The 14,144-nt window shown below is 71.8% G+C and carries 15 protein-coding genes and 1 pseudogene; 9 read left to right on the forward strand and 7 right to left on the reverse strand.

Features of this window, described 5'->3' with window-relative positions:
• Positions 1–2: 2 nt before the first annotated feature.
• The gene (locus tag ACX27O_RS21350; RefSeq protein WP_030335057.1) at positions 3–266 is read right to left on the reverse strand and encodes a DUF6343 family protein; all 264 of its coding nucleotides are present in this window, start codon (positions 264–266) and stop codon (positions 3–5) included.
• Between the two features lie 122 nt (positions 267–388).
• Between ACX27O_RS21350 and ACX27O_RS21355 the strand changes: the two genes are divergently transcribed.
• Together ACX27O_RS21355 and ACX27O_RS21360 are read left to right on the forward strand one after the other, a co-directional pair.
• Positions 389–982, forward strand: coding sequence for an antibiotic biosynthesis monooxygenase (locus ACX27O_RS21355; RefSeq protein WP_030335059.1), 594 nt, complete (start codon positions 389–391; stop codon positions 980–982).
• A gap of 119 nt (positions 983–1,101) precedes the next feature.
• Positions 1,102–1,956, forward strand: a complete 855-nt coding sequence (locus ACX27O_RS21360; RefSeq protein ID WP_030335062.1) for a GDSL-type esterase/lipase family protein — start codon at positions 1,102–1,104, stop codon at positions 1,954–1,956.
• A gap of 15 nt (positions 1,957–1,971) precedes the next feature.
• Here the strand turns inward: ACX27O_RS21360 and ACX27O_RS21365 are convergent, their stop codons facing one another.
• The 3 genes from ACX27O_RS21365 to ACX27O_RS21375 all read right to left on the reverse strand — a co-directional run bounded on the left by ACX27O_RS21365 (position 1,972) and on the right by ACX27O_RS21375 (position 3,884).
• Positions 1,972–2,727, reverse strand: a complete 756-nt coding sequence (locus ACX27O_RS21365; protein ID WP_210865528.1) for an EcsC family protein — start codon at positions 2,725–2,727, stop codon at positions 1,972–1,974.
• Positions 2,728–2,776: 49 nt separating this feature from the next.
• On the reverse strand, positions 2,777–2,923 hold the full coding sequence (locus ACX27O_RS21370) for a hypothetical protein (protein ID WP_167337326.1): 147 nt from the start codon (positions 2,921–2,923) through the stop codon (positions 2,777–2,779).
• Between the two features lie 106 nt (positions 2,924–3,029).
• Positions 3,030–3,884, reverse strand: coding sequence for a peptidase M23 (locus ACX27O_RS21375; RefSeq protein ID WP_458939965.1), 855 nt, complete (start codon positions 3,882–3,884; stop codon positions 3,030–3,032).
• Positions 3,885–4,303: 419 nt separating this feature from the next.
• Between ACX27O_RS21375 and ACX27O_RS21380 the strand changes: the two genes are divergently transcribed.
• From ACX27O_RS21380 to ACX27O_RS21390, 3 genes are read left to right on the forward strand one after another with little or no spacing between them, the layout of a single operon-like run.
• Positions 4,304–5,224 (forward strand): proteasome assembly chaperone family protein, encoded by a 921-nt coding sequence (locus ACX27O_RS21380; protein ID WP_030335067.1) that lies wholly within the window; start codon positions 4,304–4,306, stop codon positions 5,222–5,224.
• A gap of 37 nt (positions 5,225–5,261) precedes the next feature.
• The gene (locus tag ACX27O_RS21385) at positions 5,262–6,059 is read left to right on the forward strand and encodes an exodeoxyribonuclease III (RefSeq protein WP_030335068.1); all 798 of its coding nucleotides are present in this window, start codon (positions 5,262–5,264) and stop codon (positions 6,057–6,059) included.
• A gap of 17 nt (positions 6,060–6,076) precedes the next feature.
• Positions 6,077–6,394, forward strand: a complete 318-nt coding sequence (locus tag ACX27O_RS21390) for an antibiotic biosynthesis monooxygenase family protein (protein WP_358126389.1) — start codon at positions 6,077–6,079, stop codon at positions 6,392–6,394.
• Positions 6,395–6,585: 191 nt separating this feature from the next.
• Here ACX27O_RS21390 and ACX27O_RS21395 read toward each other — a convergent pair whose 3' ends face one another.
• Complete coding sequence (locus ACX27O_RS21395; RefSeq protein ID WP_210865526.1) at positions 6,586–7,554, reverse strand: zinc-binding dehydrogenase; 969 nt, start codon at positions 7,552–7,554, stop codon at positions 6,586–6,588.
• A 432-nt stretch (positions 7,555–7,986) separates the two neighbouring features.
• Between ACX27O_RS21395 and ACX27O_RS21400 the strand changes: the two are divergent.
• Positions 7,987–8,475 (forward strand): annotated as a pseudogene (locus ACX27O_RS21400) (alpha/beta fold hydrolase); the annotation flags it as partial.
• A gap of 41 nt (positions 8,476–8,516) precedes the next feature.
• A complete protein-coding gene (locus ACX27O_RS21405) occupies positions 8,517–8,744 on the forward strand; it encodes an alpha/beta fold hydrolase (RefSeq protein WP_458940016.1) in 228 nt (75 codons plus the stop codon).
• A gap of 155 nt (positions 8,745–8,899) precedes the next feature.
• Here ACX27O_RS21405 and ACX27O_RS21410 read toward each other — a convergent pair whose 3' ends face one another.
• On the reverse strand, positions 8,900–9,565 hold the full coding sequence (locus tag ACX27O_RS21410; protein ID WP_358136276.1) for a class F sortase: 666 nt from the start codon (positions 9,563–9,565) through the stop codon (positions 8,900–8,902).
• Between the two features lie 307 nt (positions 9,566–9,872).
• Positions 9,873–10,580: a hypothetical protein gene (locus tag ACX27O_RS21415; RefSeq protein ID WP_210865560.1), complete on the reverse strand. Its 708-nt coding sequence runs from the start codon at positions 10,578–10,580 to the stop codon at positions 9,873–9,875.
• Positions 10,581–10,710: 130 nt separating this feature from the next.
• Between ACX27O_RS21415 and trmB the strand changes: the two genes are divergently transcribed.
• Positions 10,711–11,418: a tRNA (guanosine(46)-N7)-methyltransferase TrmB gene (gene trmB, locus ACX27O_RS21420; RefSeq protein ID WP_210859193.1), complete on the forward strand. Its 708-nt coding sequence runs from the start codon at positions 10,711–10,713 to the stop codon at positions 11,416–11,418.
• A gap of 101 nt (positions 11,419–11,519) precedes the next feature.
• On the forward strand, positions 11,520–14,033 hold the full coding sequence (locus tag ACX27O_RS21425; RefSeq protein ID WP_210865523.1) for a DEAD/DEAH box helicase: 2,514 nt from the start codon (positions 11,520–11,522) through the stop codon (positions 14,031–14,033).
• The last annotated feature ends 111 nt before the right edge of the window (positions 14,034–14,144 follow it).

Genomic DNA, 14,144 nt, shown 5'->3' on the forward strand with positions numbered 1-14,144 from the left:
TGTCACTCGAACAGCGAGTGTCGTACGCCCGGCTCCTCGCGGCGGCGGGCGGCGCGGCGGCGCTGGATCACGACCAGGTCGACCACGGCGACCACGGCGAAGATCGCGCAGAGTACGCCGAGCCAGGCGATACCGGCCCAGAACGCCAGCACCGCGAAGACCACCATGATCACCAGGCCGAAGCTGGCGAGGGTGAGCCGGAGGTTCAGCGCGCTGTTCGCGTGGCCGACCGTGCCACGGGCACGCCGAGGCTGCGATCTCGTCATACCCACCGATCTACCCCCGATCGGCCGGCTTAACCGGTACGGCGCGCGGGCGGACCCGGCCGCGCCGGTGTGCTCCGGCACATCCGTTCGCGCCGCGGCCCCGCCGGCCGGAGGATGAGCGCATGTCAATGACCCTCACCGTGCCGGTGACCGTCTCCATCGCCCGCCGCGTCGACCCCGACCGGGCCAGCGAGATGGTGGCCTGGATGCGGGCCGGCACCGCGCTGGCCGAGGCGTTCCCCGGGTTCCTGGGCGCCGGCTGGGTGCAGAGCGGCCCCGGTTCGCCGGAGTGGCACATGCTCTACCGCTTCGCCGACGCCGAGACGCTGCGCCGGTGGGAGGAGTCGCCGCAGCGGCACTGGTGGCTCAGCTCGGCGCAGGGCATCGTCGAGCACACCCGGGTGGAGCGGCGTACCGGGATCGAGGGCTGGTTCGACAGGCCGCTGGAGCACTCGGTGGACCCGGTGGAGCCGGTCGCGCCCGCGTCGCCGCCCCGCTGGAAGCAGGCGGTGACCATCTGGTTGGCGTTCTTCCCGCTGAGCCTGACCGCCACCCTGCTGACGAGCCGCTTCCTCGACGCGGTGCCGCTGGCGGCCCGGGTGCTCCTGATGACGCTCTGCCTGACCCCGCTGATGACCTACCTGGTGCTGCCCCGGATCACCCGGGCGTTGCACTGGTGGCTGCACGGCCAGCCGGCACCCTGGCGGGACGCATAGCACCTCGACGGCTTCCGTGTCGGCGCTCTGCCGCATACCCGACAGCAACTTCCCGGCACACCGCGTCCTGCGCATAGAGTTACCGCGCTGTCGCTCTGTGCTGCGGAACGGGAGACGTCATGCCTCGACGCTGGGTTGCCGCCCTGGCCTGTCTCGCGGCGCTGGTCGCGCTGGCCTGCGAGGGTGGCACCTCGGCGACACCCCGCCCCACCACGAGCGCCCCGCCGTCGGGTGGGCCCGGCGGCATCGCCGCCCTCGGCGATTCGATCAGCACCGGTTTCGCCTCCTGCCTGGTGCTCACCTCCTGCGAGCGCAACTCCTGGTCGACCGGGGACGGGCTGCGGGTGCAGAGCCACTACCGACGGCTGCTGGACCAGAACTCGGCGATCCGCGACCGGAGGTACAACCACGCCCGTCCCGGCGCCCGCGCGGACGCTCTCGCCGGTCAGGCCCAGGCGGCGGTACGCGACCGCGCCGACTACGTCACGGTGCTGATCGGCGCCAACGACGTCTGCCGGGGCGGAGTGGACGCGATGACGCCGGTGAAGCAGTTCCGGGCCGACGTCGACCAGGGGCTGCGGGTTCTGCGGACCGGCCGGCCGAAGGCCCGGGTGCTGGTGGTGAGCATCCCCGACCTGTACCGGCTCTGGGAGGTCGGGCACGACGACGCCCGGGCGACCCGCGCGTGGCGGCGGGGCGGCATCTGCCCGGCCCTGCTGGCCGAGGCGACCTCGACCGCCCCCGCCGACCGGGCGCGCCGGGCCGCCGTCCGGGATCGGATCGCCGCCTACAACGCCGAGTTGACGGCGGCCTGCCGGGCGTACGGGTCCCGGTGCCGGCACGACGGCGGCGCGTTGCACAAGGTCCGGTTCACGCTGGATCTGCTCAACCCGCTGGACTGGTTCCACCCCAACGCCACCGGCCAGGGCCGCATCGCCGAGGTCACCTGGCGCTCCTCCGGCCTGGCCAGCTGAGGACCGGGACGCACGTCAGGGCTGGCGCGGCTCCGGGACGACGCTGCCACGGGAGCGGTAGAGGGCCCGGGACCGCTGGGCGAGGTCCTTGGTAGCCGACGAGTTGGCCCAGGTGCCGAGCACGATGGCCGCACCGGGGACGATCTTGGCGACCATCCGCTTCGCGGCCCGGACACCGGCCATCTGGGCCAGCCGGATGCCGAGTTGCAGCATGACCCGACCGAGCGGACGCTGGCCGCCCAGGCCGAAGAGCGCGTCGGCGCGTTCCCGGCCGGCGGCCACGCCGAGCGCCAGCCGGGCGCTCTCGGCGACCTTGTGCACCCGCTGGAGCACCAGCAGGTCGGTGGCCCGATCGCTGTGCAGCGGGTCGACGTCGTACGCGGCGGCGATGTGCAGCACCATCCGCGCCTGGGTCCAGGCCAGCACGCCCACGTCGATCACGGCGCCGGGCAGCCCGGCCGCGCCGGAAACCGCGCCGGAGAGCCGAGCCAGGTTGACGAACTTGCGGGCCGCCTGGTCGGCGAGCACATCGGCGGACACCCCGGGCTGCTCGGCCCGGGCCCGGGCGGCCCACTGCACGGCTTCCGGCCCGAGGCGGCGCACCGCCTCCAGGGCAAGGTGCTCCGGCGCGTACTGCGGGTCGTCACGCATCCGGTCCCAGAGTCGGGCCGGCGGACCCTCGGGGGCGTCCACCGGCCCGGCCGGCAGGTCGACGGACGGCTGCGGAGTAGGGGCGGCGGGCTGACCGCCGACGGGCGGGGTGTCGGTCACCAGGTCTCCCCAGGGGTGGAAACGGCGGACAGGGCGGCCGATGGAGCGGTCAGCGGCGGCGGTTGGAGAACCGCGCTGCCAACCCCTTCAGCTTCTGCTGGTTGCCCGGCTTGGCCATCTCGCGACGGCCCCGGTCGACCATCTGCTGCCCCTTCGGTGATTTCAAAAACGCGCTGATCCGCTGCATCAGTGACATAACGTCCTCCTGTCGACGATCCCTCAGTCATGTGTACCCCGTACCCGCAACACATGTACCCGGGATGCGACAGCCTCAACCCTGACCGTCCATAGTGGGCGGTAGGTTACCGCCCCGCCGGCACGATGGCGTCGACGACCCGGGTGGCCCGCCACTCGTGCTGCTGGTAGTGCTCGGGGTACGCGGAGACCTGCACCGCCTGGGCGGCGTCGGTGAGCCGCATCCGCTGCCAGCCGGGCACCTGCTCCAGCGCGCTGAGGAACTGCCGGGTCGCGAACTCGGGGTCCATCAGCCGCCCCACCGGGCCCCAGCCGCTGCTGGAACGCTGCTGGAACAACCCGACCGAGTCGTGGTCCCAGCCAACGCCCTGGTGCGGATAGTCCTGCGACTCGGGCAGCACGCCGCTGGCCACGTTGTAGAGATTGCTCTCCTGCATGGCGGTGGCCACCGCGATCACCAGACCCCGGCGTGGCACACCCATCTTGCGGCCGGTACGGACGATCGCCTCGGCGTTCTCCATCTGGTCCTCGTCCAGCCCGGCGACGGGTGCCGGATCGGTCGGGCGAGCCGGGGCGACCTTGCGGGCCGGCGCGCTGGTGTCCGGGTCGGCGGGGCTTGCCGTGGGGGCGGCGGCGGAGGTGCTCGGGGCGGCCGGGCGGTCGAGGGAGCGGGAGGCGCCCTGCTGCTCGGCGCGCTGCGCCAGCTCGGCGCTGGAGGGCGATCCGCCCCGGGTCGTCGCTCCGGCGTCCTCGTCGCGGACCTGGACGACGGCGGTCAGACCGAGGCAGCACACCACGCCCGTCGCCAGCGCCAGCTGTGCCCGGCGTCGACCGGTCAGGTCCCGGGCGTACGCCCGGAGCCGGCTCGCGGCGGTTGTCCGTTCGGTTGAGGCGCCATCCTCCGTATCGGCAGTGGGGGTGCTCGGGGCGTACGTCTCGTCGAGGGTGTCGTCGTCACGCATCAGCCGAGGCTAGGCAGGCCGAGAGCCCGATCACGCACGGTGATCACGTGGTCCTCGACACAGATTCGACGGGTACCGGTGGACGCCCCGGGCGGGTCGACCCGCCCGGGGAACGGACCTCGCGTACCGGATGAAGCGGGTGCCGCGCGCGGACCGCCACAGAAGTCGCAGAGCCGGACATTCAACCACCCGGCCTGACATGATCGACAAACTCGGCCTTTGGGCCGAACCGCCCCTCAACCGATCGGCCAGGCGGCTCAACCGGCTGGCACAAACAACCGATTGGTCCGGTCATGCCCACCACCCGCCCAACGGATCGCCCGGCGCAGGAATGCACCAGGATGGCGGGTACGTTGCCCGAACGGGTGCCCTCCGTCGCGAGCGCGCCCCGCAGGCACATTTCAGGGAGGTCCGCACCGGTGCTCGACCCACACGAGCTCTACCAGCTCACCGACGATCTGCCCGACCTCGGGCAGCCGGTCCTGATCCAGGCCCTCACCGGGTTCGTGGACGCCGGAAACGCCAGCCGACTGGCGCGTGAGCAGCTGCTCACCTCGCTGGAGGGTCGGCCGATCGCCACCTTCGACGTCGACCAGCTCTTCGACTACCGGTCGCGACGACCGGTGATGACCTTCGTCGAGGACCACTGGGAGAGCGTCGACGCGCCCAAGCTGGAGCTGCACCTGCTGCACGACGACGACGAGACCCCGTTCCTGCTGCTCACCGGCCCCGAGCCGGACCTGCAGTGGGAGCGTTTCGTGGCCGCCGTCGCCGGGCTGGCCGCCCGGCTGGACGTCCGGCTCACCGTGGGGCTCAACTCGATCCCGATGGCGGTCCCGCACACCCGCCCGACCGGGGTGACCGCACACGCCACCCGCCCGGAGCTGATCAGCGGTTACGAGCCCTGGCTGCAACGCGTCCAGGTGCCCGGCAGCGTCGGTCACCTGCTGGAGTTCCGCCTCGGCGAGCAGGGCCGCGACGCGCTCGGCTTCGCCGCCCACGTGCCGCACTACGTGGCGCAGACCGAGTACCCGGCCGCCGCCGAGGTGCTGCTCACCTCGGTGTCCCGCAGCACCGGGCTGCTGCTGCCCGGCGACGGGCTGCGCTCGGCCGCCGAGGTCGTCCGGGTCGAGATCGACCGCCAGGTGGCGCAGACCGAGGACGCCGCGGCCCTGGTCCAGGCCCTGGAGGAGCAGTACGACGCGTTCGCCCGGGGTCGGGGCGAGAAGAGCCTGCTCGCCCCGGACGCCGGTCCCCTGCCCACCGCCGACGAACTCGGTGCGGAACTGGAACGGTTCCTGGCCGAACAGACCCGTCCCGGCGACACCCCGGGCAGCTGAACCAGCGTCGCGCGGGCGAATGCGGCAGGCTGGGGGCATGCGCCTGGCGACCTGGAACGTCAACTCGGTGAAGGCCCGCCTACCCCGGCTGCTGCAGTGGCTGGCCGACACCGGGCCGGACGTCGTCTGCCTGCAGGAGACCAAGTGCCCGGACGGCGCCTTCCCGGTGACCGAGGTGGGCGAGCTGGGCTACACCGTGGCGAGCCACAGCGACGGCCGGTGGAACGGGGTCGCCATCCTGTCCCGGGCCGGGCTGAGTGACGTCCGGGTCGGGTTCGCCGACGAGCCCGGCTTCCCCGAGCCCGAGGCCCGAGCCATCTCCGCCACCTGCGACGGGGTGCGGGTCTGGTCGGTGTACGTGCCCAACGGCCGGACGCCGGACGACCCGCACTACGCGTACAAGTTGGCCTGGTTCGCGGCACTGCGTGACGCCCTGGACGCCGAGCTGGCCGCCGGGTTGCCGCTGGCGGTCTGCGGCGACTTCAACGTCGCCCCGACCGACGCCGACGTCTGGGACCCGGCGGTCTTCACCCACTCGACGCACGTCACCCCGGCCGAACGGGCGGCCCTCGCGGCGTTGCGCGACCTCGGCCTCACCGACGTGGTGCCGACCCCGATGAAGGGCCCGCACCCCTTCACCTACTGGGACTACCGCGCCGGCATGTTCCACCAGAACAAGGGCATGAGAATCGACCTGGTGTACGCGTCCGCGCCGTTCGCCCGAGCGGTCCGCTCCGCGTACGTGGACCGCGAGGCCCGCAAGGGCAAGGGCCCCTCCGACCACGCGCCGATCGTTGTCGACGCGGACCTGGTGCCCGCGGTCGAGGCGTTCTGACTGGCTAGGGTGGGCAGATGGCAGTCGTGAAGATCAACGCAATCGACGTCCCGGCCGGCGGCGGCGCGGAGTTGGAGAAGCGGTTCGCCGCCCGAGCCGGCACGGTGGAGAACTCCCCCGGCTTCCTCGGCTTCGAACTGCTCCGCCCGGTGGCCGGCGAGACCCGCTATTTCGTCTACACGAAGTGGGAGAGCGAAGAGGCGTACCAGGCCTGGGCCGCCGGCCCGTCCCGCGCCGCGCACGCGAGCGCGCCCGGCGACAAGCCCCGCCCCCCGGTCGCCACCGGCGCCAGCCTCCTGGAGTTCGAGGTGGCCCTGCACGTCCCCCAGCCCTAGTTGACCCTCGCGGCGCTTGATCGACTCGGTTTCAGGGAAATCGGGGTGTCCGAATCAGTGGGACACCCCGATTTCAAGGATTGACCGAAGCCACTTCGGCAGTCAGCTCGATCGCCCAGTCAAGCTGCGGACAGTTGTTGCGACCTCGGCAACGGTCCGGGTCGCGGGCCACCGCTTCCGACCAACCCGCCTCAGGGAATGAGCAGGGCCTTGCCTGGGATCGAGCGCGCCTCCATCGCGCGGTGAGCGTCGGCCGCGGAGGACAGCGGGTACTCGCGTGCGATGACCGGGCGTATCCGCCCTTGCACCGCCTCGGTCAGAGCCCTGCTCGCGAGCTGCACCATCTTCGGCGCCTTGAACTGGACGTCCGCGATGCCGTGTACGTCGACGCCGCGCGCCTGAGCACTCTGCGGGTCCACCGTGGCGAAGGTGCCACTCGCCGCCCCATGGGCCGAGACCCGCCCGCCGTCGGCCACCAGATGAAAGGCGTCGCTGCCCAGATCTCCCCCGACACCGTCCAGCAGCACGTCGACGGACAGACCACCAAGGGCTTCGCGTACCGCGTCGGCCCACCCCTCCGTGGCGTAGTCGACGACAGCGTCGGCGCCGAGCCGTCGTACAAGTGTGAGCTTGTCCGCGCCACGGGCCGCTCCCACGACCTGCGCACCGAGACCGTGGGCGAGCTGAACGAGCAGCGTTCCCATGCCGCCCGCGGCCCCCAGGATCAGCACCCGGTCGCCAGGCTTGACGCCGAGGCTGTCGATGATGCCCATGGCGGTCACACCGTCGTGTGCGAGACCAGCCGCTTCCCGCAGGCCCAGACCGTCGGGGACCGGCACCAGCCGGTCGACGCTGGTCCGAACCAGTTCAGCGTACGAACCCCGCGTCCCGGCACCCGCGACGACCTGGCGGCCGAGCCAGGACGCGGAGACGCCCGGTCCGGTGGAGACGACCGTTCCGGCCGCTGCGCCGCCCGGCACGTACGGCGGGGTGACGCCGAACCTCTCCCCCCAGCCACTGCGGATCTGAGTCTCCACGTAGATCGTGTCCACGGCTTCGGCCCGAACAATGACCTCCCCCTCCCCGGCCTGCGGATCGGGCAGGTCCACCAGGATCAGAACCTCCGGACCCCCGTACGCAGAGACCTGGATCGCACGCACGTATGTCTCCAATCAGCCGCGGTCCGACGGCTAGGAGCCGCCTCGACACGTCGTCTCAGCGACGCTAGGACTTGAACATTGGTTGAGGTCAAGCCAGAGGTTCGGAGATCGATGGCGGAGTTGACCGGGATGCCGGAACCGCGCCGCCACACCCGCGGAGGTGCTCAGGCCGGCACCACAGTCGAATCGCGCCGGACCGGCTGTCTCCGCTGATAGCGTCGAGGCGGCCCGCGCGGTAGTCGGCCACCAGTCGCCCCGCCAGCCGCGCCACGCCGTTCGCCCGGGGCGCCTGCCAAGGTTCGGGGGATTCTGGCCATGTTCGATGGCTTCGACGTGTTCGACATCGAGACGCCGGGCGCGACGATCCACGGCCGCCGAGGTGGAAGCGGGCCGCCCGTTCTGCTGCTGCACGGCATCCCCGAGACGCACCTCATGTGGCACAAGGTCGCGCCACGGCTCGCCGAGAAGTACACAGTCGTCGCCACCGACCTGCGGGGCTGGGGCGACAGCGGCACACCGCCGAGCACCTCGGATCACGAGCCGTACAGCATGCGCGCCATCGCCCGCGACCAGATCGAGATGATGCGGATTCTGGGTTACCAACAGTTCCGGCTCGTCGGCCATGATCGTGGGGCCCGCTGCGCGTACCGTCTCGCCCTGGACGAACCGGACGCCGTCACCCGACTGGCCGTCATGGACGTGGTTCCCATCGGCGACGTCTACAACCGCGCGGACAGGGCGTTCAGCCTCTCCTACTGGGTCTGGTCCTTCCTGGCGGCACCGGCGCCGGTGCCTGAGCAGTTCATCAAGGCAGCGCCCTCAGTGCTCGTCGACTTCATGCTCGACACCTGGCCCGAGGTCAAAGATGCCTTCCCGCCCGAGGTACGGGCGGCGTACGTCAAGCAGTTCAGCGACCCCGCCCGGCGCACGCGATCTGTGAGGAGTTCCGCGCCGCCGCGACGGTGGACTACCAGCAGGACGAGGCGGACCGGGGCAACCGGAAGATCGCCTGCCCGGTGTTGTTCCTCTGGAGCCAGCGCGGCCAGGTCGCGAAGCTCTACGACGACCCGATGGCGATCTGGCGGGAGTGGGCCGACGACGTGCGCGGCGAGCCGGTGCCGGTCGGGCACTTCATCCCCGAAGAGGCCCCCGACGAGACCAGCCGTCAACTCCTCGACTTCCTGGGCTGACGGCTGCGCGCCCTGCGGACGCCGCAACTGAAGGGCCGCCGGTGCGATCCCACCGGCGCTTGATCCACTCGGGTTCGTTGATGTCGGGGGTGTCCGGGTGACGTGGTTACCCCGGTTTCCATGAAGGCGAGTGGATCAAGCGCCGCGACTGCCGGTCAGGACGTGCGGGAACTCTGGAGGGTGGCGAAGGCGATGACGTTGTCGGCGTAGCCGGTGCGCCCGCCGATGAACTGGCCGCCGCAGGTGATCAACCGCAGCCCGGGTGGCCCGTCGTGGCCGTAGATCCGCTCGGCGGGCAGCTGGTCCTTGGGGAAGTGCTCGACGGTGTCGACCCGGAACACCACCACCGACTCGTCCGCCCGGGCCACCTCGATCAGGTCGCCGGGCTTCAGCTTGCCCAGGTCGTAGAAGACCGACGGGCCGGTCTTCGTGTCCACGTGCCCGACGATCACCGCGGGGCCCGGCTCACCGGGGGTGGGCCCGCGGTCGTACCAACCGGTCTCGTTGTGCCGTTCCAACGGTGGTACGGCGATCGAGCCGTCGCGCGCCTGCCCGACCGGTGCCACCGGCGCGGCCACCTTGATCGCCGGCACCGAGAGGCGCACCGGGCGGCTGGCCGACAACCCGACCGACTCGCTGCGGGCCGGCCGGTCACCGCCGGCGGGGGCGAAGTCGAGCGGGCCGACCGAGCGGCCCAGCCCCGCCCCGGTGGCGAAGACCCCAGCCAACACCAGCACCACTGCCAGCGGTATCGACCACGGGCTACGGCCGGAGGGGCGACTACGCCGAGGGGCGACGGCGGTCGGCGGACGGGCTGCCACAGTCGGACGTTCGGGGCTCAGCGGACTGTCGTCCAGCGGCAGGCGGCGATCGTCGTCGAAGCGGTCGTCCGTCGGCCACCGGTCGTCTCGGGCGCGGCGGTCGTTGACAGGCGAGCGGTCGTCACGCGGAAGCCGGTCGTCGGTCGGCCACCGGTCGTCTCGGGCGCGGCGGTCGTTGGCAGGCGAGCGGTCGTCACGCGCCGGGCGGGGCCCGGAAGAGGGGCGAGGGCTCGACGACGGGCGGGGGCCGGGAGACGGTCGGGGGCCTGGCGGCGGCGAGGCGGGTCGGAAGATCTCCATGGCCGGCTCAGCGCCCAGCGCCACGGACCAGACGTGGGCGACGCAGCGCCACCACGGCGAGGATCAGCCCGGTGATGGTCAGTGCCGCACCGGCGGGCAACAGCAGCTCGCCGGTCATGCCGCCCGCACCGCCACCGAAGCCGGTGGCGGGACCGCGACTGGGCTGGGGGGACGGCGTCTTCTTGACCACCTGGAGCATGGTCGAGGCGGTCTCGCCGTCGCGGCACTCCAGCTTGACCCGGTAGTTGCCGGGGCGGGTGCGCTCGCGCACCATCGGCGCGGCGGTGAGCACCCCGCGTTGCGGCTGCACGCCGACCGCGCCGAAGGCGTCGGAGACCACCGTGGCGCCCACCGAGTTGTCCCGACAACTGGCCCGGATGCCGACCAGATAGCCGGGCTGCACCGTGCTGGGACTGACCTCGACGAAGATGTCCACCGGCGACGGCGGTTGAGGCGCCCCACCGGGCGGGCCACCGGGCGGCCCTTCCGGCTGCCGGGCCGGCGCAGCGCCGGCGGCGAGCTGGAACACGGCAGGAGCGGCGAGGCCGCGTTCCGGCGCGAATGCCGCGAGGACGGGCGCAGGTGCCGCCAGGGCGGGCACGGACGCCGCGAGCGCCGGCACGGACGCCGCGAGCGCGGGCGCGGCGGCCAGCAGAGGGCTGGCGAACACGGTCACCAGCGACAGGGTCACGACGCCGCGGGTCAGTCTCACGATGCCCCCTCTCGACGCCGTGCGGCCGGGTCGGGCAGTGGCGCACCCGACCTGCCGTACCAGTTGGATCCTCTCATTTCCGGTCGCACATCACATCCGATCCGCTGGCGGCGTCGCGTAGGCTCGGGACGCTGTGACCGCCACCGACCATTCTCCCGCCGTCCCGCCCGCGAGCCGGACGATCCGCACGTTCCACCCCCGACGGGGTCGGATGAGCGACCGGCAGACCGACGCGCTGAGCCGGCTCTGGCCCGCGTACGGCCTGGATGTGCCGGACGGACCTGTGGTGCCCGTCGACCTGGCCGACCTGTTCGGTCGCCGGGCGCCCGTGGTGCTGGAGATCGGTTCGGGCATGGGCGACAGCACCGCCGCGATGGCCGCCGCCGACCCGGATCGAGATTATCTGGCGGTCGAGGTGCACACGCCGGGAATCGCCAACCTCCTCGACCTGGTGGAACGCGCTGGCCTGCGAAATGTGCGGGTGGCGCAGGGCGACGCGTTGTCCCTGGTCAGCGGCTTGCCCGAGGATGTGTTGGACGCCGTGCACGTTTTCTTCCCGGACCCGTGGCCGAAGTCCCGCCACCACAAGCGGCGGATCATCCAGCCGACGCACGTGGCGTTGCTGCGGTCACGACTGCGCCCGGGCGGCGTGTTGCACTGCGCGACCGACTGGGCCGAGTACGCCGAGGCGATGAAGGCAACGCTGGACGCCGACCCGGAGCTGGTGGACGCGTACGGCGGCTTCGCGCCGCGTCCGGCGCACCGCCCGGTGACGAAGTTCGAGCGGCGGGCGATCACCGCCGGTCGGCCGGTCGCCGACCTGCTGTACCGCCGGCGGTGACCGACGAAACGCCCTAACCGCATGCGGCGGGGCGTCTGGGCGGGGTCCGGTGCGGGCCCGGTTGGCGTAGCGGGGCATGATCCAGGCACCATGGACAGGCTATGACGCTCACCGCCGCGCTGCCGACAAGCGCCGACCCCGACACCCTCTTCGACGCGTTCGCCGGCTGGGCGAAGGAGCGCGGCCTCGACCTCTACCCGCATCAGGAAGAGGCGGTCATCGAGATCGTCTCCGGCGCCAACCTGATCATGAACACGCCCACCGGCTCGGGCAAGAGCCTGGTGGCGATCGCGGCCCACTTCGCGGCCCTCGCCGACAGCCGCACGACCTTCTACACCGCGCCGATCAAGGCGTTGGTGTCGGAAAAGTTCTTCGCGCTCTGCGAGGTCTTCGGCGCCGAGAACGTCGGGATGCTCACCGGCGACGCCAGCGTCAACGCCGACGCCCCGATCATCTGCTGCACCGCGGAGATCCTGGCCAACCTGGCGCTGCGCGAGGGCGACCGGGCCGACGTCGGCCAGGTGATCATGGACGAGTTCCACTTCTACGCCGAGCCCGACCGGGGTTGGGCGTGGCAGGTGCCGATCATCGAGCTGCCGCAGGCCCAGTTCATCCTGATGTCCGCCACCCTGGGGGACACCACCCGCTTCGTCGACGACCTGACCCGGCGCACCGGGCGGCCGACCGCCGTCGTGCGCTCGGCCGAGCGGCCGGTCCCGCTCATCTTCTCGTACGCGATGACGCCGCTGCACGAGACGCTCGAGGAGCTGCTGGAGACCAAGCAGGCCCCGGTGTACGTGGTGCACTTCACCCAGGCCGCCGCGCTGGAACGCGCCCAGGCGCTGACCAGCGTCAACGTCGCGACCCGCGCCGAGAAGGACATGATCGCCCAGGCGATCGGCAACTTCCGGTTCACCGCCGGCTTCGGCAAGACGCTCTCCCGGCTGGTCCGGCACGGCATCGGCGTGCACCACGCCGGCATGCTGCCCAAGTACCGCCGCCTGGTGGAGACCCTCGCCCAGGCCGGTCTACTCAAGGTCATCTGCGGGACCGACACCCTCGGCGTCGGCATCAACGTGCCGATCCGCACCGTGCTGTTCACCGGCCTGTCCAAGTACGACGGGGTACGCACCCGACTGCTCAAGAACCGGGAGTTCCACCAGATCGCCGGGCGGGCCGGTCGGGCCGGTTACGACACCATCGGCCGGGTCGTGGTGCAGGCCCCCGAGCACGTCATCGACAACGAGAAGGCCCTCGCCAAAGCCGGCGACGACCCGAAGAAGCGCCGCAAGGTGGTGCGCAAGAAGCCGCCGGAGGGTTCGATCGGCTGGGGTCAGCCCACCTTCGACCGACTTGTCGACGCCGAGCCGGAGCCGCTGACCTCCAGCTTCCAGGTCAGCCACTCGATGCTGCTCAACGTCATCGGCCGGCCCGGTGACGCGTTCGCCGCGATGCGGCACCTGCTCACCGACAACCACGAGGAGCCGGCCGCACAGCGCCGGCACATCCGCCGGGCGATCGCCATCTACCGGGCGCTGCGGGCCGGCGGGGTCGTCGAGGAGCTGCCCGAACCGGACGAGACCGGCCGGCGGATCCGGCTCACCGTCGACCTCCAGCTCGACTTCGCCCTCAACCAGCCGCTCTCCCCCCTCGCCCTGGCCACCATCGAGTTGCTCGACGCCGAGTCCCCGTCGTACGCGCTCGACGTGCTCAGCGTGATCGAGTCGATCCTCGACGACCCCCGGCAGATCCTCTCCGCGCAGCAGTTCAAGGCGCGCGGCGAGGCCGTCGCCGCCATGAAGGCCGAGGGCATCGAGTACGAGGCGCGCCTCGAACTGCTCGAGGACGTGACCCACCCGAAGCCTCTGGCCGAGCTGCTGGAGGCCGCGTACGAGATGTACCGGCAGGGGCACCCCTGGGTCGCCGACCACCAGCTCTCCCCCAAGGCCGTGGTCCGCGACATGTACGAGCGGGCCATGACCTTCACCGAGTACGTGCAGTTCTACGGGCTGACCCGCTCGGAGGGCCTGGTCCTGCGCTACCTGGCCGACGCGTACAAGACGCTGCGCCAAACCGTGCCCGAGGACGCCAAGACCGAGGAGCTGATCGACCTCATCGAGTGGTTGGGCGAGTTGGTCCGCCAGGTCGACTCCAGCCTGATCGACGAGTGGGAGCGGCTGCGTAACCCGTCCGACGTGGCCGAGGTGGCCCAGGCGCACGCCGCCCTCGCCGACCGGCCACCGGCGGTGACCCGCAACGCACGGGCGTTCCGGGTGCTGGTGCGCAACGCGCTGTTCCGCCGCGTCGAGCTGGCCGCGCTGCGCCGCTGGGACCTGCTCGCCGAGTTGGACGCCGAGGACGGCTGGGACTACGACGCCTGGGCCGACGCTCTCGGGCCGTACTTCGAGGCGTACGACTCGATCGGGGTCGGGCCGGACGCCCGCGGCCCGGCGCTGCTCATGATCGAGCAGGGCCGGGAGCGGTGGACCGTACGGCAGATCTTCGACGACCCGGACGGTGACCACGACTGGGGCATCAGCGCCGAGGTCGACCTGGCCGCCTCGGACGAGATCGGTGCGGCGGTCGTCCGGATCACCGACGTCGGCCAGCTCTAACAGGCGTCTCGGCAGGGGGTCGTCCGCACGCCGGACGGCCCCCTTTGTCGCGTTTTCCGCACCCCTTCTTTCGCTGGGCGATGTCAGACCCGTCGATTAGAATGTATGTAC

The sequence above is a fragment of the Micromonospora sp. SD19 genome, assembly GCF_054462275.1.

Coding starts and splice junctions, on each gene's coding strand:
- ACX27O_RS21350 (WP_030335057.1), bottom strand. CDS start 266: ATGACGAGATCGCAGCCTCGGCGTGCCCGTGGCACGGTCGGCCACGCG.
- ACX27O_RS21355 (WP_030335059.1), top strand. CDS start 389: ATGTCAATGACCCTCACCGTGCCGGTGACCGTCTCCATCGCCCGCCGC.
- ACX27O_RS21360 (WP_030335062.1), top strand. CDS start 1,102: ATGCCTCGACGCTGGGTTGCCGCCCTGGCCTGTCTCGCGGCGCTGGTC.
- ACX27O_RS21370 (WP_167337326.1), bottom strand. CDS start 2,923: ATGTCACTGATGCAGCGGATCAGCGCGTTTTTGAAATCACCGAAGGGG.
- ACX27O_RS21375 (WP_458939965.1), bottom strand. CDS start 3,884: ATGCGTGACGACGACACCCTCGACGAGACGTACGCCCCGAGCACCCCC.
- ACX27O_RS21385 (WP_030335068.1), top strand. CDS start 5,262: ATGCGCCTGGCGACCTGGAACGTCAACTCGGTGAAGGCCCGCCTACCC.
- ACX27O_RS21390 (WP_358126389.1), top strand. CDS start 6,077: ATGGCAGTCGTGAAGATCAACGCAATCGACGTCCCGGCCGGCGGCGGC.
- ACX27O_RS21425 (WP_210865523.1), top strand. CDS start 11,520: ATGACGCTCACCGCCGCGCTGCCGACAAGCGCCGACCCCGACACCCTC.